At 72.1% G+C, this 19,565-nt stretch carries 23 protein-coding genes; 8 read left to right on the top strand and 15 right to left on the bottom strand.

The features are described from left to right. Window positions 1-10: 10 nt before the first annotated feature. Both Phou_RS38740 and Phou_RS38735 read left to right on the top strand, forming a co-directional pair. Window positions 11-973: a transporter substrate-binding domain-containing protein gene (locus Phou_RS38740; RefSeq protein ID WP_173066910.1), complete on the top strand. Its 963-nt coding sequence runs from the start codon at window positions 11-13 to the stop codon at window positions 971-973. Then, entirely contained in the window at window positions 970-2,040 is a 1,071-nt protein-coding gene (locus Phou_RS38735) for a hypothetical protein (RefSeq protein WP_173066907.1), read from the top strand. The genes Phou_RS38740 and Phou_RS38735 overlap by 4 nt, the downstream gene beginning before the upstream one ends. 20 nt (window positions 2,041-2,060) lie before the next feature. Here Phou_RS38735 and Phou_RS38730 read toward each other — a convergent pair whose 3' ends face one another. Genes Phou_RS38730 through Phou_RS38710 form a run of 5 tightly spaced genes read right to left on the bottom strand, consistent with a single transcriptional unit; the run spans window position 2,061 to window position 6,420 of the window. Continuing rightward, window positions 2,061-2,825, bottom strand: coding sequence for a phosphotransferase (locus tag Phou_RS38730; protein WP_246274209.1), 765 nt, complete (start codon window positions 2,823-2,825; stop codon window positions 2,061-2,063). A gap of 52 nt (window positions 2,826-2,877) precedes the next feature. Next, complete coding sequence (locus Phou_RS38725) at window positions 2,878-3,765, bottom strand: DMT family transporter (protein ID WP_173066903.1); 888 nt, start codon at window positions 3,763-3,765, stop codon at window positions 2,878-2,880. A 10-nt stretch (window positions 3,766-3,775) separates the two neighbouring features. Then, window positions 3,776-4,618 (bottom strand): AraC family transcriptional regulator, encoded by an 843-nt coding sequence (locus Phou_RS38720; protein WP_173066900.1) that lies wholly within the window; start codon window positions 4,616-4,618, stop codon window positions 3,776-3,778. Then, window positions 4,615-5,838, bottom strand: a complete 1,224-nt coding sequence (locus tag Phou_RS38715) for an NAD(P)-binding domain-containing protein (protein ID WP_246274207.1) — start codon at window positions 5,836-5,838, stop codon at window positions 4,615-4,617. Before Phou_RS38715 ends, Phou_RS38720 begins: the two co-directional genes overlap by 4 nt. Window positions 5,839-5,874: 36 nt before the next feature. Next, entirely contained in the window at window positions 5,875-6,420 is a 546-nt protein-coding gene (locus tag Phou_RS38710) for an OsmC family protein (RefSeq protein ID WP_173066897.1), read from the bottom strand. 96 nt (window positions 6,421-6,516) lie between these two features. Here Phou_RS38710 and metX point away from each other — a divergent pair, with 96 nt between their 5' ends. The 3 genes from metX to Phou_RS38695 are packed head-to-tail and all read left to right on the top strand — an operon-like array spanning window position 6,517 to window position 9,520. Beyond that, entirely contained in the window at window positions 6,517-7,722 is a 1,206-nt protein-coding gene (gene metX, locus Phou_RS38705) for a homoserine O-acetyltransferase MetX (protein ID WP_173066894.1), read from the top strand. Continuing rightward, entirely contained in the window at window positions 7,719-9,041 is a 1,323-nt protein-coding gene (locus Phou_RS38700; protein ID WP_173066891.1) for an O-acetylhomoserine aminocarboxypropyltransferase/cysteine synthase family protein, read from the top strand. Before metX ends, Phou_RS38700 begins: the two co-directional genes overlap by 4 nt. Continuing rightward, window positions 9,041-9,520, top strand: a complete 480-nt coding sequence (locus Phou_RS38695) for a CoA-binding protein (RefSeq protein WP_173066889.1) — start codon at window positions 9,041-9,043, stop codon at window positions 9,518-9,520. The genes Phou_RS38700 and Phou_RS38695 overlap by 1 nt, the downstream gene beginning before the upstream one ends. On the opposite strand, the gene Phou_RS38690 is transcribed toward Phou_RS38695, so the two are convergent. After that, window positions 9,492-10,706, bottom strand: a complete 1,215-nt coding sequence (locus Phou_RS38690) for an MFS transporter (RefSeq protein WP_173066886.1) — start codon at window positions 10,704-10,706, stop codon at window positions 9,492-9,494. The two genes, Phou_RS38695 and Phou_RS38690, sit on opposite strands and share 29 nt — an antisense overlap. A 185-nt stretch (window positions 10,707-10,891) precedes the next feature. Between Phou_RS38690 and Phou_RS38685 the strand changes: the two genes are divergently transcribed. The 3 genes from Phou_RS38685 to Phou_RS38675 all read left to right on the top strand — a co-directional run bounded on the left by Phou_RS38685 (window position 10,892) and on the right by Phou_RS38675 (window position 13,729). Further along, on the top strand, window positions 10,892-11,404 hold the full coding sequence (locus tag Phou_RS38685) for a CGNR zinc finger domain-containing protein (RefSeq protein ID WP_173066883.1): 513 nt from the start codon (window positions 10,892-10,894) through the stop codon (window positions 11,402-11,404). Window positions 11,405-11,643: 239 nt separating this feature from the next. Beyond that, on the top strand, window positions 11,644-12,732 hold the full coding sequence (locus tag Phou_RS38680) for a carboxylate-amine ligase (RefSeq protein ID WP_173066880.1): 1,089 nt from the start codon (window positions 11,644-11,646) through the stop codon (window positions 12,730-12,732). A 22-nt stretch (window positions 12,733-12,754) separates the two neighbouring features. Then, complete coding sequence (locus tag Phou_RS38675; protein WP_173066877.1) at window positions 12,755-13,729, top strand: iron-containing redox enzyme family protein; 975 nt, start codon at window positions 12,755-12,757, stop codon at window positions 13,727-13,729. Here Phou_RS38675 and Phou_RS38670 read toward each other — a convergent pair. The 9 genes from Phou_RS38670 to Phou_RS38635 all read right to left on the bottom strand — a co-directional run bounded on the left by Phou_RS38670 (window position 13,721) and on the right by Phou_RS38635 (window position 19,460). After that, window positions 13,721-13,921, bottom strand: coding sequence for a CDGSH iron-sulfur domain-containing protein (locus Phou_RS38670; RefSeq protein WP_173066874.1), 201 nt, complete (start codon window positions 13,919-13,921; stop codon window positions 13,721-13,723). The genes Phou_RS38675 and Phou_RS38670 overlap by 9 nt on opposite strands. Beyond that, window positions 13,905-14,531, bottom strand: coding sequence for a methyltransferase (locus Phou_RS38665; protein ID WP_218579478.1), 627 nt, complete (start codon window positions 14,529-14,531; stop codon window positions 13,905-13,907). Before Phou_RS38665 ends, Phou_RS38670 begins: the two co-directional genes overlap by 17 nt. Window positions 14,532-14,683: 152 nt before the next feature. Continuing rightward, window positions 14,684-14,941, bottom strand: a complete 258-nt coding sequence (locus Phou_RS38660) for a hypothetical protein (RefSeq protein ID WP_173066868.1) — start codon at window positions 14,939-14,941, stop codon at window positions 14,684-14,686. 66 nt (window positions 14,942-15,007) lie between these two features. After that, window positions 15,008-15,946 carry an NAD(+) diphosphatase gene (gene nudC / locus Phou_RS38655; RefSeq protein ID WP_173066865.1) on the bottom strand — a complete coding sequence of 313 codons (939 nt, stop codon included), beginning with the start codon at window positions 15,944-15,946 and terminating at the stop codon, window positions 15,008-15,010. A 7-nt stretch (window positions 15,947-15,953) separates the two neighbouring features. After that, window positions 15,954-17,492, bottom strand: a complete 1,539-nt coding sequence (locus tag Phou_RS38650; RefSeq protein WP_173066862.1) for an FAD-dependent oxidoreductase — start codon at window positions 17,490-17,492, stop codon at window positions 15,954-15,956. A gap of 104 nt (window positions 17,493-17,596) precedes the next feature. Further along, the gene (locus Phou_RS54770; protein ID WP_281365146.1) at window positions 17,597-17,719 is read right to left on the bottom strand and encodes a hypothetical protein; all 123 of its coding nucleotides are present in this window, start codon (window positions 17,717-17,719) and stop codon (window positions 17,597-17,599) included. 129 nt (window positions 17,720-17,848) lie between these two features. Next, entirely contained in the window at window positions 17,849-18,487 is a 639-nt protein-coding gene (locus tag Phou_RS38645; RefSeq protein ID WP_173066859.1) for a DUF3618 domain-containing protein, read from the bottom strand. Beyond that, window positions 18,484-18,924, bottom strand: a complete 441-nt coding sequence (locus tag Phou_RS38640) for a phage holin family protein (RefSeq protein ID WP_173066856.1) — start codon at window positions 18,922-18,924, stop codon at window positions 18,484-18,486. The genes Phou_RS38645 and Phou_RS38640 overlap by 4 nt, the downstream gene beginning before the upstream one ends. Next, complete coding sequence (locus Phou_RS38635; protein WP_173066853.1) at window positions 18,921-19,460, bottom strand: hypothetical protein; 540 nt, start codon at window positions 19,458-19,460, stop codon at window positions 18,921-18,923. The genes Phou_RS38640 and Phou_RS38635 overlap by 4 nt, the downstream gene beginning before the upstream one ends. Window positions 19,461-19,565 lie beyond the last annotated feature (105 nt).

The following is a 19,565-nucleotide window of genomic DNA, read 5'->3' as shown; positions in this document are numbered from 1 at the left end:
CGAGGCCTGAATGACGGTAAGCGGACTGTCACGTCACCGATCCCTGTTCACCTCGGTAGCCGTCGTGCTGGCGCTTGTCCTGGCCGCGCTGCCCTCGTGCGAACGTGTCCAACCACAGCGTCGGACTTCCGTCCACGACAAGCTTGTCGAGGCAGGCCTCGCCGACCGCGCGAAACACCCGCGGCTCCGCATCGGCGTGTACGTCAACCAGCCGCTCATGGGCTACGTCGACGGCGGCGTCAACCGAGGTTTCGATCCGGACCTCGCACGGTATGTGGCCGGCTCGCTCGGTTTCGTCGGCAACGACAACATCGAATGGGTCGCAATCAACAACACCCGCGACCGCATCCAGTATCTCCAGAACGGACGGGCGGACCTCATCTTCGCGAGCTTCTCGATCACGAAGGAGCGGCAGGAGCAGGTATTGTTTTCCGGGCCCTACTTCATCACAGACCAACGGGTCATGATCAGAAATCCGTTGCGGGGAAAGCTTTCGACGATCGAGGATATGCAAAGCGACGCATACAAGGTTTGCACTTCCGCTGGCTCGACCTCAGAGCGGCTTCTGCTCCAACGCAACATCCATGCAACTCCACTGGACACGGTCAGGGCATGTGTCGACGGCATGCGGGAAGGGCGGTTCGACGCCGTCAGCACCGACCGGACCATCCTCGCCGGTTTCACGTCCCTCTACCCCGGTCAATTCACGATTCTCGACCTGAACCTCGCGCTGTCGGACGCGGCCACGGAACAACTCGGCGTGGGGGTCGCGAAGAGCAACCCAGCGCTCCGCGATCTGGTCAGCTTCTTTCTCAAGAAGAGTTACCTCGCCCAGGAGGCTGGTGACACGACCGCCTGGCAGATCGCCTACAACAGCAATCTTGGACCCTGGTATGGCTATCCTCCGGCGAGGCAACCCCCGTTGGACGCGCCGGACCTCGTCGATTTTGACGATATGGCACCGACACCGTGACGGCACCGCCGCCGGAAGGCGCGTCCACCAGCCGGGCGTCCGAAGGCTTCTGGACGCTGTTCGTCGCGCTACCGGCCGCCTTCTCAATCCTGCGGCTTTGGGTGGAATCCGGCGGCCAGTTGCAGACCATGCTCCTCCTGGTCAGCAATGTGAGCGCGACCACACTCGCGGCCGCCATGTTCATCACGGGCACGCCGCTGGTCACCGCCGCCATCGTCGCCGCGGCAACTATCGGATCCGTGCTGGAGGTGAGCCGGCGGTCCGGCGCGCCGGCGGAGAGCGCCCGGCCCTTGCTTGCCCGTTTCACCCGCGCGCTGCCCGGTTGGTTCCTAGCGGGGACCTTCGTCCTCGCGTTCGCGACCTGGAAGATCCTGTACCTACCGATGCTCGTCCTGGCGGCTGTGGCGGTACTTCAGCGGACGGCGTGGTACGGCAGGATCGGGACCGAGCCGGCCTGGATGCGCGTGGCGGTCGTCTCGCTTGCCCTCGCGGTCTACGCCTGGGTCGTGGCGCCTACGGTCTGGCATGCCTGGGCTACCCGGCAATCCCTCGGTGTGGCCCTGCTCGTGGCGCCGGCGTTGCTGGTACCGGCGATCACCGGTCCGGTCCACCCGTGGCTGGCGCGGTTGATATCCGTAGTCTGTCCGTCAGGGCTCGCCGTGCTGCTTCTCCTGAGCGCGGGCCCAGTCCTAGCCACGCCGGTCCTGCCGCTCACCGTGACCGTCATCGAAAACAATGTGGACGATGGGGCGGACCGGCTGGAGTACGTGCGCGGCCACGTGATCTCCGGTGACGAGAACAACACCATGGTCCTGCAGGAGAAAGGCGGCGTGCGGTACGTCCCGAACGCCACGATCCACCAGCAGGTGCTCTGCTCCGTCGCGGACGAGCTACCTCGATACCGGCTGCGGATCCGCGGACTTCACGTCGAGGACTCACTCCTACGCGCACTAGGCCGGCGGGTAAGACCGGTCGCCGTCACCGATGCGGCCTGCCGCGTCTCGCCCAGCGGCAACGAGCAGGTCTCCGCAGCCACACCCAATTTGGGGCCTGCACGGCACTCGTAGCCGTCGGGCTCGGGCAAGCCTCACAGCTGGGATCTGAGCACGGCGACCTCGGGGAACTCGTCCGGCGAGCCGTAGCCGTGCTCGGCCAGCCAGCGGACGCTGGTCAAGCATCGCAGCGACCACCACGCCTGGATGAGGTCGCGGTCGACGTCGGTGCCGTAGCCGGCGATGACGTCGCCGAGGTGCTCCTTGTGTCCGAGCGTGAGGATGGCGAGGTCGAAGAGCGCGTCGCCCTGGGACGCCTCGGACCAGTCGACGATGCCGGTGACCTCGTCACCGGCGACGAAGACGTGGTCGACCTGCAGGTCGCCGTGGATGAACACCGGTGTCCACGGCCGCAGCGCGGTCTCGGCGAGCCGGCGGTTGCGGGTGACCACGTCGGCGGGAAGGACGTCGTTGGCGACGAGCCACTCGCACTCGCCGGCCAGGCGCGACGCGAGCTCGTCGAGGCTCCGCCCGGGCCACGGCGGCAGCGGCGCGTCGTGCAGCGTACGGACGGCGGCACCCGCAGCGGCCCACGCCGCGGGCGACGCGGTCGACGGCTCGCCGAGGTGGCCGAGCGCCGTGCCTGGGAGGGCGGCGAGCGCGAGCGCGGGCGGCTTGTGCCACAGGATCGTCGGGGTCGGGATCGGCGCCATGGCCATCGCCTCGACCTCGACGTCGGTGCGGGTCTGATCAGCGTCGATCTTCAGGAACACGTCACCGACCCGCAGGGTGGCGCGCTCGCTGTGTGCGACGACGACCTCGACCTCCTCCACGCCGGCCATTGTCGCGGGGCTGATCACCGACGGCACCCGGTTTATCGCGTGCGACCGCGCGGGACAGCGCCGGCCTCGCTCATCCCCCGCCGGCGGCGACCGGCCGGCTGGGCTCGCGGCGGGTGGCCAGGACCGAGCCGGTCAGGATCAGCGCGAACGCCACGCCGGTCAGCAGTGTGACCTGCTCGCCGAGGACGGCAGCGCCGAGGACCACGGCCACGGCCGGGTTGACGAACGTGATGACCGTGGCGCGTACGCCGCCGACCTCGGCGATGAGGGCGAAGAACAGCACGAACGCCAGCGCGGTGCAGATGACCGAGAGGGCGAGCACGGCCAGCGCCGGCTGGAGGGTCACGGTGCGCGCCAGGTCCGGCAGGTCGGGTGCCGCGAAGGGGGCGAACATGAGCGCGCCGGCCGCCAGCGAGACCGCGGCGACGCCGTAGCGGGGCACGTCGCTGAGCCAGCGTTCGATGATGAGCGGTCCGGTGGCGTAGCAGATGACGACGCCGACGAGTTCGGCCATGGGGACGACGCCGCCGGTGTCGATGTGGAAGCCGAGCAGGAGGGCGACGCCGGCGAAGCCGGCCAGCAGTCCGCCGGCCCGGCCGGGGGTGAGCCGTTCGTCGCGGTTGGTGGCGCGGGCGACCAGCGCCGCGACCAGCGGCACGCCGGCGATGACCAGGCCGGTGAACGAGCTGTCGACGTGCCGTTCGGCGTCGGACAGCAGCAGCCAGGGCAGGCCGATCTCGACCACGGTGTAGGCGATCAGCGGCAGCCACGGACGCAGCGAGGCGCGGACCTCCTTGCGGGCCAGCGCGATCGGCAGCAGCAGGGCCGCGCCGAGCGCGGTGCGCACGAAGACCAGCTCGGCCGGGCCGATCTCGCGGACCGCCACTTTGATCAGCAGGTACGGGATGCCCCAGATCACGCACATGGCGGCGAAGAGGATCCAGCCTCGACGACTCATGGACCGAGCTTCAGGCCGGGCGGCGCATCCGGTCTTGAACGCTGTTGCGGTATGCGGCCGGAGTGACGCCCGTCACCCGCTTGAACCAGCGGGTGAGGTGGGCCTGGTCGGCGAACCCGACGGCGTCGGCGGTCTGTACCGGGCTGAGGCCGGCGGCCAGCAGGTGGCGGGCCTGGCAGACCCGCTCGAGCACCAGCCAGGTGTGTGGCGGGAAGCCGGTCGCCTCCCGGAAGACGCGCAGCATGTGGAACGGTGACAGGTCGACGGCCGCGGCGAGCGCGCGGAGGTTGGGCGGGCGGCGCAGGTCGGCCAGCAGCCGCTCGCGCACCTGGGTGACCTTGCGCACGGCGGCCCGGTCCGAGGCCCGCGGTGGCGGGGCACCGGAGGAGGCGCGGCCGGCCAGGCCGTGGCGGTGGACGACGGCTTGGAACGCCCACGCCAGCTTGGAGTGTCCGGCCAGCGGGTCGGTACCGGCGGTGAGCTCCTCGTGCGCGGCGCGGACCAGGTGCACGGTGCGCGGGTCGTGGACGATCGGGTCGGGGAAGGTGGGGCGGATCGGGTGTCCGTCGAGGAGCATGTCCTCGCTCGGGTAGAGCACCCGGTACGACCAGCCCTCCTCGGCGGCGGCCCGGCCGTCGTGCGGCTCGTCGGGCTCCAGGATCGCCAGGCTCCCCACGCCGGCGCGGCGCAGCTCGCCGCGGTAGTGGAACTCCTCCTGGCCGGAGACCACCACGCCGATGGCGAACGTGGCGTGCGCGTGCCGGGTGAACGCGTGCCGCCGGTACGAGGCGGTCAGCAGGTCCAGCTCGAAGCAGCCGTCGTCAACCCTCGTCCAGGTGGCGGAGTCGGTCATGCCGCGACGGTACCGCCCAGGTGCTTGGCGAGGTGGTCGACGATCTCGCTGGCGTCCTGCTCGATGCCGTGGATGAAGGTGGAGCGCCGCCGCCGCAGGACGGGCAGCCCCAGCACGTACAGGCCGGGGCTGTCGACCACCCCGCCGTCGTGGCGCAGCCGGCCCTTGTCGTCGAGGACCGGCACGTCGAGCCACCGGTAGTCGGGCCGGTAGCCGGTGGCCCACACGATCGTGCGGATGCGGCCGTCACGCAGGTCGAGCTGCCAGGGCGCCGTCGCGGGCATTCCGGTTGGCGCGAGGCGCTCGGGTGGGCCGACCTCGGCGTCGTGGCCGGTGCGCTGGGCCCATTCGTCGAACGTGTTCAGCAGGCGGCCTAGCTTGAGGTCCGCGAGGGACAGCACGTTGCGCAGGCCGCCGGAGAACAGCGCGCGGCCGTCGCGGACGGTCGAGAAGCGGCCGACAAGGTCGACGCCCTCGGCGGCGAGGGCGTTGAGGTCGAGCGTGGCGCGTTCGGGCGTGCCGACCAGCTGCGGCGATGGCAGGCGGCGCGCCCGGTCCAGGTCGTCGAGCTGGTCGTACCGCTCGTCCCACACGCCTGAGGCGTCCATCCACCAGAGCACGTCGCGGCCGCGGTACGTGCGTGGCAGCCGCACGTGCTCGCCGACCGAGAGGGTCACCGGGCGGCCGGAGCGGCGCAGCTCGGCGGCGAGCTGGACGCCGGTGGCGGACGCGCCGACGACGAGCACCCCGCCGTCGGGCAGCTGCGCCGGTTCGCGGTAGTCGAACGGGGTCAGCTGGGTGACGGACGCCGGCACCGCGGCGGCGAACGCCGGCACCACCGGCTGGTTGCACGCGCCGCTGGCGATGACCACCGTCCGGCAGCGCAGCTCGCCGCCGCTGGTCGTCACCCGGTACCCGCCGTCGTCCGGGCGCACGGACGTGACGGTGGTGCCGGTGCGCACGGGCGCGCGGGTGACGGCGGCGAAGCGCTCGATCAGGTCGATCACTTCGCCGGTCGTCATGTACCCGTCCGGGTCGGGGCCGTCGTATCGCAGGCCGGGCAGCCGGCTCTGCCAGTTGGGCGTGAGCAGGCGCAGTGAGTCCCAGCGTTCACGCCGCCACGAATTGGCCACCTCGCCGCGCTCCAGCACGACGTGGTCGATCGCGCGGTGGCTCAGGAAGTGGCTCGCGGCGAGGCCGGCGTGCCCGGCCCCGATCACGACCGCGGTGACGCGCTCGATGGCTCAACCCTCCGATCAGGCGACCTCGACGGTGACGTCCGTCGGGTTGGTCAGCGCGTCGAAGACGGCCGAGCGCTTCTGAGACTGGGCCACCAGCGCCTCGATCTCCTCCTTGGAGGCGTCGGCGTCGATGTTGAACGTCACCTTGATGTCGTTGAACCCGTTGCGCACCTCGCCGTCGCCGAGGATGCCGCGGATGTCGTGGTTGCCCTCCACGGTGGACTCGACCGAGCGCAGCTGGATGCCGCGGTTCTGCGCGACCGACGCCACCCCGGCGGTGAGGCAGCTGGCCAGGCCGACCAGAAGGTACTCGATCGGGGTGATTCCGTTGTCCTCCGCCGCGAACACCTCGGGGTGGTCGGCGTCGAAGACGGCCTCGCTCTTGTGGCTCTGCTCGGCGCCGAGGCCGAAGAAGTTCTGGATCGTCGTGGTGCTGTGTACGCCCTTGCGCCACGTGGAGGTCGCGCGCCAGGTGAACTGGGCGGCCTCGGGCGCGCCCTTGAGCGCCTGGCGTGCCTCGAGCAACGCCTGGACGTTGACCCCGTTGTCGACCGTCGTCATGTCGTGGATGCCCCTCTCGTACTCTTCCGATATTTCCCATCGGGAAGCCCGACAATACACTCGTCGCGGCTACCCGTACTAGCTATGATCGCTCCCATGCCACCTGCCCAAACGCTCTCCACGGGGTCGGTCGGCACGGTCGAGACACGGTATGTCGATCTGCCGGATCCCGTGGCGCTGGACTGCGGGCGGGAGCTGCATCCCGTCCGCGTGGCGTACGAGACGTACGGCACCCTCTCCCCCGGCAAGGACAACGTCATTCTCGTCTGCCACGCGCTCAGTGGCGACGCCCATGCGGCCGGCTTTTCCACCTCGCCGGCGGGCAGCACGCGCGACGGGTTCGGCGCGGAGGACCGCGACGGCTCGGCCGGCAAAGGGCTCGGCTGGTGGGACGGGATGATCGGCCCGGGTAAGGCGTTCGACACCGACCGTTTCTTCGTGGTCTGCACGAACCTGCTCGGCGGGTGCAGCGGGACAACCGGGCCGTCGTCGGTCGATCCGGCGACAAACCAGCCGTACGGGTCGAACTTCCCCGTCATCACGGTCGCCGACATGGTGCGCACCGAGCGGGCGTTCCTCGACGTGCTCGGCATCGAGCGGCTCGCCGCGGTCGCTGGCGGTTCGCTGGGCGGCATGCAGGCCCTGGAGTGGGCGGTGCTCTACCCCGACCAGGTCGACGCCCTCGTGGTGATCGCCAGCACCCACGCCCTGCACCCGCAGGGCGTCGCGTGGAACTCGATCGCCCGGGACGCCATCATGCGCGACCCCGCCTGGCAGGGCGGCGACTACTACGGCACCGGCGTCGCGCCGAGCGCCGGCATGGGTGTGGCACGCATGGTCGGGCATATCACCTACCTGTCCGCGCCGGCGCTGATCGAGCGGTTCGGCCGGCGGCTGCAGTTCGCCGAGGATCTCCGGTACACGATCACAGAGCCCGAGTTCGAGATCGAGAGCTACCTGCGTCATCAAGCCGACAGTTTCGTGCGGCGCTTCGACGCGAACACGTACCTGTTCACCTCGCGCGCGCTGACCTACTTCGACCTGGCCCGGCAGTACGGCGGCGGGTCACTCGCCGGCGCGCTGGACGGCGTTTCGGCGCGCACGCTGCTGATCGCGTTCAGCTCCGACTGGCTGTACCCGCCGGCCGCGTCCCGCGAGATCGAGGAGGCGCTGCGATCGCTCGGCAAGCCGGTCGAGTGTCACGTGATCGAAGCGCCGTACGGCCATGACTGCTTCCTCTTGGAAGAGGCGCGTCAGACGCCCATCATCCGACAGTTCCTGGCCAAGGAGAGGTCCTCGTGACCGAGCAACCACATGATTTCGGGTTCGAGACCCGGCAGCTGCACGCCGGGCAGCGGCCCGACCCGAACACCGGCGCCCGCGCGGTGCCGATCTTCCAGACGACCAGCTACGTCTTCGAGGACCCGGAGTCGGCCGCGGCGTACTTCAACCTGCAGGAGTACGGCAACACGTACTCGCGGATCATGAATCCGACGGTCGCGGTGTTCGAGGAGCGGGTGGCCAACCTCGAAGGCGGCAGCGGCGCGGTCGCGTTCGCCAGCGGCATCGCGGCGCAGGCGGCCACGCTGTTCACCATGCTGCAGCCGGGCGACCACGTGGTCTCCTCCGCGGCGCTCTACGGCGGCACCGTCAACCAGCTCAAGCACCTGCTGCGCAAGATGAACGTCGAGCTGACCTGGGTGGACCCCGACGACCCGGACGCGTGGCGGGCGGCGGTGCGCGACAACACCAAGGCGTTCTTCGGCGAGACGATCGGCAACCCGGCCGGCAACGTGCTGGACATCGAGACGGTGGCGGCGATCGCGCACGAGCACGGCATTCCGCTGATCGTCGACAACACCTTCGCCACCCCGTACCTGTGCCGCCCGATCGAGTGGGGCGCCGACATCGTGATCCACTCGGCGACCAAGTTCATCGGCGGGCACGGCACGAGCATCGGCGGCGTGGTCGTGGAGTCCGGCGTGTTCGACTGGTCCAACGGGCGCTTCCCGGTCGTGGCCGACCCGTCGCCGGCGTACCACGGGCTGCGCTTCCACGAGACGTTCGGCACCTACGGCTTCTTGATGAAGCTGCGCGCGGAGACGCTGCGGGACCTCGGGGCGGCGATGTCGCCGTTCAACGCGTTCCTTTTCCTGCAAGGGCTGGAGACGCTGTCGCTGCGGATGGAGCGGCACGTGGAAAACGCCAAGGCGATCGCCGAGTTTCTCGACGGGCACGCGCTGGCGTCCAATGTGACCTATCCGGGCCTGCCGGGCAGCCGGTACCGGCCGCTGGTGGAAAAGTACCTGCCGCGCGGTGCCGGCGCGGTCTTCTCCTTCGACTGCGCGGGCGGCCGGGCCGGCGGGCAGGACCTCATCCGCGGGCTGACGCTCTGGTCCCACCTGGCCAACGTCGGCGACGCCAAGAGCCTGGTCATCCACCCGGCCAGCACCACGCACCGCCAGCTCAGCGACGAGGAGCTGCGGGCGGCGGGCGTGGCGCCCGGCACGGTGCGGCTGTCGGTCGGCACCGAGTCGGTCGCCGACCTGATCTGGGACCTGGAGCAGGGCTTCGCCCACGTCGCCGCCGCGAAGGCGGAGGAAGAGATGGCGACCGCGTGATGGACCTTCAGCCCTACCAGGACACCCTGGCGATCCAGCGGGTGCTGCGCACGGCGGGCACGATCGCGGTCGTCGGCCTGTCGAGCAACCCGTTGCGCGCCAGCTACTTCGTCGGCTACTACCTCAAGCGGCACGGCTACCGGGTGGTCCCGGTCAACCCGCGCGAGACCGAGATCCTCGGCGAGACCTGCTACCCGAGCCTGCGTGACGTGCCTGTGCCGGTCGACGTCGTCAACGTCTTCCGCGCGCCCGACGCGCTGCCGGGCATCGCGCGGGACGCCGTGGCGATCGGCGCCAAGGCCCTCTGGTGCCAGTACGGCGTGATCAACTCCGACGGCACGCGGATCGCCGACGAGGGTGGGCTGACCGTGGTCGTGGACCGCTGCCTCAAGGTCGAGCACGCCCGCTACGCCGGCCGGATGCACTGGCTCGGCTTCAACACCCAGCGCATCACGTCCGTCCGGGCCGGCCTGCAGTAACCAGCTCGTCCACAGTGGACCGTGCCGGCTCGCCGGCGGTGGCGGGCGGAAGGCGCCGCTCGGCGAGCGCGAGCCCCAGTGCGGCGACGCCGAGCAGCGCGCCGACCAGCACACTGGCGCGCACACCGTGCTCGGGCAGCACGAGGCCGCCGAGCAACGCCCCACCGGCGATGCCCACGTTGACGGCGGCGGAGAGCGTGGCGCCGGCGAGGTCGGAGCGCCCGGGCGCGACCTGCAGCGCGAGTCCGCCGAGCGCCGCGGTGAACCCGGCGAACGCCAGCCCGGCCAGCGCCAGCAGCGTCACGGCCACGACCGGGCGGTGACCGGAGGCGAACAGCCCCACCAGCGCCGCCGCCTGCAGCGCGACGGTCGCGACGAGGGCGCGCCACGGGCTGCGGTCCACGACCGCGCCGACCGCGAGGATCCCGACCACGCTGGCCAGGCCGCGGACCAGCAGGATGGCGCCGACCGTGGCGGCCGCGAAGCCGCCGACCTCGGTCACGAAGAGGGCCACATAGGTGTACGCCGCGATGGCGCCGGCGGTCGTCAGGATCGCCACGGCGACCAGCAGCCAGAAGCGGCGGGCGTCCGGCGTCTCGCCCCGGGCCGCGTGCCCGGCGTCCGGCGGGGTCGAGGGCAGCAGCGCGGCCACGGTGACGAGCACGGCCGCGCCGAGCGCGGCCACCGCCAGGAAGGACACCCGCCAGCCTGCGTGCTCCCCCAGCCAGGTGCCGGCGGGCACGCCAAGCACGAGGGCGACGTTGCCGCCGGCGAACACGATCGCGACCACCCGCCCGCGCAGGCCGGGCCGGAACAGCTCGGCCGCGGCCGGCACCACCACCGCCCAGAACAGCGCGTGGGTCGCCGCCGTCGCCATCCGGGCCGCGACCACCAGCGCGAACGTGTCGGCGAACACGGTGATCGCGGTGCTGGCCACGAAGCCGGCCAGCAGTGCTGACAGCAGCCGCCGGCGCGGGACCCGCCGGGCCAGCGCGGTCAGCGGGATGGAGGCGACGACGACCACCGCGCCGTACGCCGTCACCAGCATGCCGACCCGCGACGGCGCGACCCCCAGGTCCGCGGCCATCGGCAGCAGCAGGCCGATCGGCAGTGCCTCCGCGGTGGCGTAGAGGAACGTGCCGCCGGCCAGTCCGGCCAGCGCTCCCACCGCCCGAGCGTGCGTCATCCGGTACCTCCCGAGGCTGTTTCCACCAAAAGAAGCTATGACGGAAACAGACTATCGGTCGGGTACGACATCGGGCTACTGGTAAAGTCGCTTTTGATGGAAACAGTGCGCCTGGTCGGCGGCAACCTGGCCGTGGACTTCGTCAACACCCGCACCGGCCCGCCCGCCGGCCCCCGGACGGCGACGTGCTGACCGGCTACGCCGAGCTGGTCGCCTGGGGTGTGTACGCGGGTGCACTCACCGAGCCGGAGGCGGCCCGGCTGCGGCGGCGCTCGCGCGACGACCCGGACGGCGCGCGGACCGCCTTCACCCGGGCCCGGGACATCCGCGACGACCTCGACGAGATCTTCCGGTCCCTGGCGGGCGGCGGCGAGCCGCGCCCGGCTGCGCTGGCCCGGCTGCGCGACGGCGAGTCCGACGCGCTCGGTCACGCCCGGCTCGAGCGCGGGAGCCCGTTCACCTGGTCCTGGCGCGACGACCACACCCTCGACCGGCCGCTGCGGCCGGTGGTGCACGCCGCGGTCGGCCTGCTCACCGCCGGCCCGCTCGACCGGATCAAGGGCTGCGGAGGGTGCTCCTTCCTCTTCGTTGACGAAAGCAAGAACCGCAGCCGCCGCTGGTGCAGCATGGAGGACTGCGGCACCAGCGAGAAGATCCGCCGCTACGTCGCCGCGCGGCGGAGCCGGTCGGCGCGCTGACCGCTCACCAGTGGTAGGCCAGGTTGACGACCAGGTTGGCCACGACGGTGACGAAGAGGATCGCCCACCCCCACGAGCTTGCGCGAGCCCACCCGCAGGTGCGCGACGAGCGCGCCCACGAGGTAGAGGACCAAGCCTGCGGCGGAGAGCGTACACGGCAAGGACGAGGCAGCCCGGCCGGATGTGACAGCCGGCCTGGGAAGGATTCACGCCCGGGCGGCGGGGGTATGACGCGGCCGATGGATGGCCACACGATGGGCGTCGAGGAGGAGTTCCTGCTCGCCGACCCGGCTTCGGGCGCGACGGTTCCCCTCGCGGAGAAGGTCGTCCCCGCCGCGGCCGTGGGGCTGCCGGCCGGCGTGACGATCCAACGGGAGCTGCGCGACAGCCAGGTCGAGGCGGCCACCGGCATCTGCACGGACGCGGCCGACCTGCGCGCCCACCTGAGCGCGGCGCGCCGGGCGGTGGCCGCCGCGGCCCGCGACCACGGCGCCGTCGTGGTGGCCAGCGGCTCGCCGGTACGCGGCTCGGGCGGTGCGGTGCCGTCGAGCCTGCCGCGCTTCGCGGCCATCGACGAGCGGTACGGCGAGGTGACCCGGGACTACGAGGCGTGCGGCTGCCACGTGCACGTGGGCGTCACCGACCGGGACACCGCCGTCGCCGTCGTCAACCACCTCGGCCCGTGGCTGCCCACGCTGCTGGCGCTGTCGGTCAACTCCCCGTTCTTCCGCGAGCGGGACACCGGGTACGGCAGCTGGCGAATCGTGCAACAGTCCCGTTTCCCAGGTTCCGGGCTGGCGCCGTACCACCGTGGCCACGCCGCCTTCCGCGCGGAGGTGGACCGGCTGGTCGAGTGCGGCGTGCTGGCCGACGCGGCGCAGACGTTCTGGTTCGCCCGCCCTTCGCCGCGCCTGCCCACGGTGGAGCTCAGGGTCGCCGACGTCGCCTCCACAGTGGACGAGGCGGTGCTGCAGGCGCTGCTCGGACGGGCGCTGGTGCGCACCGCGCTGGCGGACCTGGAGCGGGGGCGGGAGGCGCCGCCGGTACCGTCACAGGTTGCCGCCGCGGCCGTGTGGAGCGCGGCGCGCTACGGGCTGTCCGGGCCCGGCGTGCATGTGGGCCTGTCCCGGTCGATGCCGGCCACCGCGCTGGTGGCGGCGCTGCTCGACCACGTCCGGGAGGCCCTGGCCAGCACCGGCGACCTGGCGGAGGTCAGCGGGCTGCTGGACCGGCTGCGGTCCGGTGGCACCGGCGCCGACCGCCAGCGCCGCGCGGCCGCGAGCGCCGGGCCGGCCGGGGCTGCCGCCGCCGTCACCCTCCCCGCATGAACGCAGCGTCACCGGGTAACAGATGACCATGTCGCCGACCTCGCCACCCCTGCCCGCCAGCCGTGGACCGCTCTCCGCGGCGGTGGTGGCATGCCTGCAGGGCGGCAGCGCGCCACCGGCCACCCTCGGCGGCGCCGACCCGCTGGGCGAGGACGTCCAGCTGGCCCTGCACCTGTGCTACGAGCTGCACTACCGCGGCTTCGCCGGCGTCGACCCGGAGTGGGAGTGGGACCCGGACCTGCTGCGCCTGCGCGCCGAGCTGGAGGCGGTCTTTCTCGCCGAACTGGCCGGGCAGGTCAAGGGCGGTTCCGACGTCACCGAGGCGCTGGACGCGCTGCTGGTCGAGCCGGTACCCGGCACCGGTGTCAGCCACTACCTGCGCGACGAGGGCGAGTGGCCGCAGATGCAGGAGTACTTCGCACTGCGGTCGATATACCACCTCAAGGAGGCCGACCCGCACGCCTGGGTGATCCCGCGGCTGCAAGGCCGGGCCAAGGCGGCGCTTGTCGCGGTCGAGTACGACGAGTTCGGCGGCGGCCGGGCCGAGCGGATGCACTCGCGCCTGTTCGCCGACCTGCTCGCGGCGGCCGGCCTCTCCCCCGACTACCTGCACTACCTGGAGCAGGCCCCGGCCTGTGTCCTGGCCACGGTCAACATGATGTCGCTGTTCGGGCTGCACCGGCGGTGGCGCGGCGCGCTGGTCGGCCACTTCGCCGCCGCCGAGATCACGACCGCGCCGAGCGCGCAGCGGATGGACGAGGCGCTGGCCCGGCTCGGCGCCGACCCCGCCTGCCGGCTGTTCTACACCGAGCACATCGAGGCGGACGCGGTGCACGAGCAGGTCATGCGGCACGAGGTCGTCGCCGACCTGCTCGACCGGGAGCCGGACCTGGCCGCCGACGTGGTATTCGGCATCCAGGCCACCGACCTGCTGGAGGAGCGCCTCGGCGCCCACCTGCTGGACAGCTGGCGCGCAGGACGCTCGGCGCTACTCTGAGCGGACCTTGCGGCGGTGGCTGGTGTCGCAGAACGGGTACCGCTTGCTGCGCCGGCAGGCGCAGACCGCGACCATGAACCGGTCCGAGCGCACCGTCGTGCCGTCGGGCAGCAGCACCTCGACGGGGCCCTCGACGAGCACCGGTCCTCCGGCCTCGACGACCACCCGGCGCGGCTCATCGGCGGTCGGCACGGATCACCACCAGGTCCTCGTGGCGCTGCCCGCGCCGGATCAGGCCCATCGCCTCCAGGTAGGCGGCCCGCTGCCACATCACCGGGCCGAACGGCACCCGCCGCCGGGCCACCATCCGCACGCTCAGGCCGCCGGCGCGCAGCGCCGCCACCGACCTGTCCACGTCGGACACGTGGGACTGCACGAGCAGCAGGAAGCCGTTGTCGCTCAACATGTCCGGCGCGGCCCGGCACAACGGGTCGAGCGCCGACCGCCCGTCCGGGCCCGCGTCCCAGGCCCGCTTGCGCCCGGTCGGTACCGCGGCCGACGGGCACGGCACGTACGGCGGGTTGGCCAGGACGACGTCGTACCGGCCCTCGTCGGCGATGTCCGCGAACAGGCCCCGCCGTGCGGTCACCGGCAGCGTGCGGCGCCAGGCGTTCAGGCGCACGCACAGCACCGCCCGGCGCGAGACGTCCAGCGCGGTGACCCGACCCGCACCGAGCCGGGCGGCCGTCATCGCCAGGGCGCCGGTGCCGGTGTACGCGTCCAGGACGCGGGCGCCGGGCCGGATCGACGCGGACGCCGCCGCCTCGGCCAGCAGCGCCGTGTCCGCCTGCGGCCGGTACACGCCGGGCAACCGCCACAGTGGGAAATCGATTTCAACCGGCGGCGTACCGGCATGCGCGGTCGCGGTCATGTTCCCCCAAAGGACCGGACGAAGGTCACCGGTGATACCCCGGCCCGGACCCGCCAAACTCACCCGCCCCGCAGGAGGGCGGGTTAGCTCTCGTCCGCCAACGGCGAGGTCATCCGCCGCCCGGCGTCCTCGATCCCGTCCTCCGCGCCGGCCGGGTTCACCATGCCGTCGTAGTTGTAGACCGGCAGCTCGGCGCCGTCCGCCGGGCGGGTCTTCGTCGTCGGGATGTAGCGGTGGATCATGCCTCCGACCTCGATCTCCAGCAGGCCGGCACCGCCCGCCTGCACCGTCTCACCGTCGCGCGGACCACCGGCAAGTACCACGTCGTTCGTCACTGTCATGGCTGAGCCGTACCCCGCTGTGAGCAGGTCAAACACCCGGCGGGCCGGCATCGTCCGGCCCTCGGCTCACCGACCCGGCACGCCCGCGGCGGTGTCGAGGCCGGCCCACGCGCGCAGCAGCCACCCGCCGATCGAGTCGACCGGACCGGAGCCGGGACCGTTCACGATCCGCTCGACGATCTCGTCGCGGTTGAACCAGCGGGCCTCCAGCAGCTCCGACCCGTCGACCGCGATGCTCTCGTCGGCGGCCTGCGCGACGAAGCCGACCATCAGACCGGCCGGAAACGGCCACGCCTGCGAACCCTGGTAGGTCACCGCGCCGACCGTGACACCGGCCTCCTCGGCGACCTCGCGCCGCACGGCGCCTTCCAGGCTCTCGCCGACCTCGACGAACCCGGCCAGCAGCGAGAAGCCGTCCGGGCGGGCGCCGTGGTGGCGGGCCAGCAGGCACCGCGGCCGGGGGCCGGGGCTCTCGACCAGCGCGATCACCGCCGGCTCGATCCGCGGAAACAGCTCCCGCCCGCAGCCGGCGCCGCCGCACACCCGGACGTGGCCGGCGTGCGCGCTGCGGGTGGGTCCGCCGCACGCACCGCAGAACAGGGCCTGGCGGTTCCAGTACAGCAAGCCTCGCGCGTACGCCAAGGTCGCGGCGGCCGGACCGGGCAGGGCGGCCGCGAGGGTACGCAGGTCGGCGCTGGCGTGCCCGCCGGCAAGGCGCAACGCCTCACGCTCCTCGACACCGCTGAGGTCGGCGGCGAACACGGCCGCCGTGCCGTCCAGGCTCAGCAGCGCCGTCTGGCCCGCGGCCGCCAGCACGGCCCGCCCCGCCGGTCCGGTGGGGGTGGCCGGCATGCCGGCGGCGGTGAGCAGGACGCGGTCGCGCCACATCGGTACCGTGCGGGTGTCGTCGCGGCCCAGCCGCTCGGCGACCCACTCCGGATCCGCGCGCAGGGTAGCGGCCCGGTCACCCGGTGTCTGGGTGTACGCCAAAGTGTCGAACGCCATGCCTAGATCATTGCTCGCCGGCATCCTCGCTCGCGGCCTTGGCCAGCGGCTTGGTCGCCGGGCCGTGCAGGACCTCGCCGTCGACCGAGAAGCGGGAGCCGTGGCAGGGGCAGTCCCAGCTGCGTTCGGCCGCGTTGAAGGCGACCCGGCAGCCCAGGTGCGTACAGGTCGCGGACACCGCGTGCAACTCGCCGCCGGCGTCACGGTAGACGGCGCGGTGCTCACCGTCCACTTTCAACACGGCGCCGCTGTCCGGTGCGAGGTCGTCGGGCGAGTCGACCGGTCCGGACCGCAGCCGGTCGCCGACGAAGTGCGCCGCGACCGCCAGGTTTCCCTTGACGAAGGCCGGCGCCTCCGCCAGCGGGTGCACCCGCCCCGGGTCGAACAGCTTCGCCCACGGCAGCGACTGCCCGCCGATCAGCGCGGCCAGCAGCCGCCCGGCGGCCACCCCGTTGGTCATCCCCCACGCGTTGAAGCCGGTCGCCACCCAGGTGCGGGTCGCCTTGGGGTGCAGGCGGCCGATGTACGGCACGCCGTCCGGGGTGATGTTGTCCTGCGCCGCCCAGTGGTAGGTCAGCTCGGCCACGCCGAAGTGCCGCTCGGTCCAGCCGGCCAGCCGCTGCCAGCGCTCCTTGATGTCGGCGGCGCCGGGCCGGAAATGTTCACCGGTGACGATGAGCAGCCGCTGCCCGACGGCGTGCGGGGCGGTCCGCACCGAGCGGGTGCCCTCCTCGGTGGTCAGGTACATGCCGCCCGGGTCCGCCGCGGCCGGGATGGGCGCCGCGACGACGAGCTCGCGGCGGGGCACGAGCCGGGTGAACAGCGGCACCCGGTCCACGAACGGATAGTGGGTGGCGACCACGACGTGCTCGGCGGTGACGGTGGCGCCGGACTGCGTGGTCACCCGGCACGGCTCGCCCTCGTCGAGCTCCACCACCCGGGACTGCTCGAAGACCAGCCCACCGCGGCGCAACAGGTCCTCGACCAGGCCCAGCAGGTAGCGCCGCGGATGGAACTGTGCCTGGTCCTGCACCCGCACCGCGCCGGCCACCGCGAACGGCAGCCCGGTGTCGGTGACGAACGTGGCCGGCAGCCCGGCCGCCGCCGCGGCTTCGGCCTCGGCCCGGACCTGCTTGACGCCGTCCTCGTCGGTCACATAGGTGTAGGCGGGCAGCCGCTCCAGCTCGCACTCCAGGTCCAGTTCGGCGGTCACCGCCGCGACCCGGTCGATGCCGTCCTGCTGCGCCGCGGCGTACGAGGCGGCGGCGTCCGCGCCGAGCGAGGAGCGCAGCCGCTCGTAGATCAGGCCGTGCTGGGCGGTCAGCTTCGCCGTGGTGTAGCCGGTGGTGCTGCCCACCACGCGGCCCGCCTCGACCAGGGCCACCCGCCGGCCGGCCCGGGCCAGCTCCCAGGCGGTACAGACGCCGGCGATCCCCGCGCCCACGACCACCACCTCGACGGCGACGTCCTCGGCCAGCGGCGGGTAGTCGGTCCCGGCGGAGGAGTCCAGCCAGTACGAGCGCGGAGTCTCAGGCAGCGTGGGCATGCTCCCCCATACCCGCCGCGCTCGCCCCAGAACGGGTTCTGCCCAGTTGGTCTTCGATCGGGCCGAGGGCCGGCCCAGGAGCGCGCCGGTGGCACCCATAGGCCTCAGCGCCCGAACAGGTTTACGCCCACTGTGCACAGCACGGAGAGCACGAGCGACGCAAGGATCATCACCAGGCAGCCAAGTCCGCCGCCCAGCGGCCGGACCTCGGTGCGACCGATCCGCATGACGACTCAGGCCTCGTTCGGATGAAGGCCGCGTTCTTGCGACCGCACGTCCAGGTTGCGTTTCATGCGATCCTCCGACCGGCAGAGCGACGTTGATGGCTTGTGCCCGGGGACGGTCCCGCCGAACGGCTAGGAGCGGATCTCCTCGCGGGCGTGTTGGGTCTCCTGCTTGACGTGCGTGGCGGCAGAGCGCGCGTCGTCCTTGACCGTCTGCGCACCGTCCTGGGCGGTCGACTTGACCGACTGCGCGGCTTGTCGCGCCGGCTCCCGCAGGTTGTCGCCCATGTCGTGGGCGACGTCGCCGACGTGTTCCTTGATCGTGTCGCTGTGGTCCTGGACCGCGGACTTCACCTGACCGGCGGCCCGCTGCTCGCGTTGGCTGGCCGGCAGCAGGGAGGAGACCAGCCATGCTCCGGCGAACACGATCAGGCCGGCCGCGATCGGGTTGCCTTCGGCTTGACGCTTGAGCTGTGCCGGCGCCGCTTTGGCCGCACCGCCGACCGTCGACGCCGCGTCACCGACCGTCGAGGCGGCGTTCGACGCCTTGTCCGCGGTCGCCGATGCAGCCGAGCCGCTGGCATGCCCGGCGTGCGACGCGGTGCCCATGACCTTGTCGGTCACCCGCCGCACGGCTTGGCTGGCGCTTTGCTTACGGTCGTGCACCATCCGTCGAGGGCTGGCCTTGTACGCCAACGCGTCGACGTCGCCGCTCAACTCGCCCCTGGTGTGGTCGATGTCCTGGCGGATCTGGTCCGGGTGGGTGCTCATCGATAGCCTCCTGGCTCTGGCTTGAGTGCGTTCGGAATCTGCTTGGCGGTCTCGGCGGTACGGGTCAGGCCCCGCACCCGCCGTGCCTGCGCGCGGGCCACGGCGAACAGGACTGCCGCGGCGACCGCCCAGACGACGGCGACGATCAGGGCCGCCCATCCCTCGTCCATGCCGTTGGCCAACGCCCACCACAGGGCGAAGGACAGGAACAGCAGCACCATGTGTCCCGCCACTCCGGCTGCGCCGAACGCGCCGGCGGCGCGGCCGGCCTTACCGGCCTCCTGGCGCAGCTCGGCCTTGGCAAGGTCCATCTCCTGGCGGACCAATGTGGACAGATCCTGGGTCACATCGCCGATCAGCTCGCCGAAGGAACGCTGTGCCACATCGGGATGTGCTCCATTGACGCCGGTTCCGGCGCCGGGCGTGGTAGTGCTCATGACGCGCCTCCGCCCAACGGAGCATCGTGCCGCTGGCCCGCGCGGGTGCTGTCGCCCGGTTGTCCGGCCGCGTCAGGGTTCGCCGCCGGGGTGGCGTCCGCCGCGAGGCCGCGGGTCATCCGGCCGGCCAGGACGCCCAGCAGGGCGGTGCCGGCGAAGAACATGCCGGGATGCCGCCGCGCGTAATGCTTCACCTCCGCCAGCACCGCACCTGGTTCACGATCTTCCAGCCATCCGGCGAGGCGGTCGACAGTCCCCGAGGCGCGGGTGGCCAGCTCTGTCGCCGGGCCGGACCCGCCGCCCTTGTCTGCCATGGTGCGCAGTTCCTCGCTGACGGACCGCAGGCCGCCCGCGCCGCGCCGCTGTTGGTCGATGATCTGGCTGCGCATCTGCTGGCGCGCCTTGGTATACAGGTCACGGGCGCCAGTTCCCGCCTCCGCGCCGACCTGCCGGCCCTGTTCGGCCGCCGTCCGCAGTACCTGACCGCCGCCGTCCGCGGCGGTGTGGCCCACGTTCGCGGCCTGCTGCTTGGCCATCCGCGCCGTCGATTCTTGATCTTCGGACGGCGACCGTGACACGGCTATGTCTGTCATCATGCAACCCCTTGAGTTGAAAATTGCTGCTCATCAGGTGGCTACCCG

This window comes from Phytohabitans houttuyneae, assembly GCF_011764425.1.
In the GTDB taxonomy this organism is placed as follows: Bacteria; Actinomycetota; Actinomycetes; order Mycobacteriales; family Micromonosporaceae; genus Phytohabitans; species Phytohabitans houttuyneae.
The sequence above is the reverse complement of the archived record's forward strand: the minus strand, read 5'-3'. Positions and strand labels throughout refer to the sequence as shown.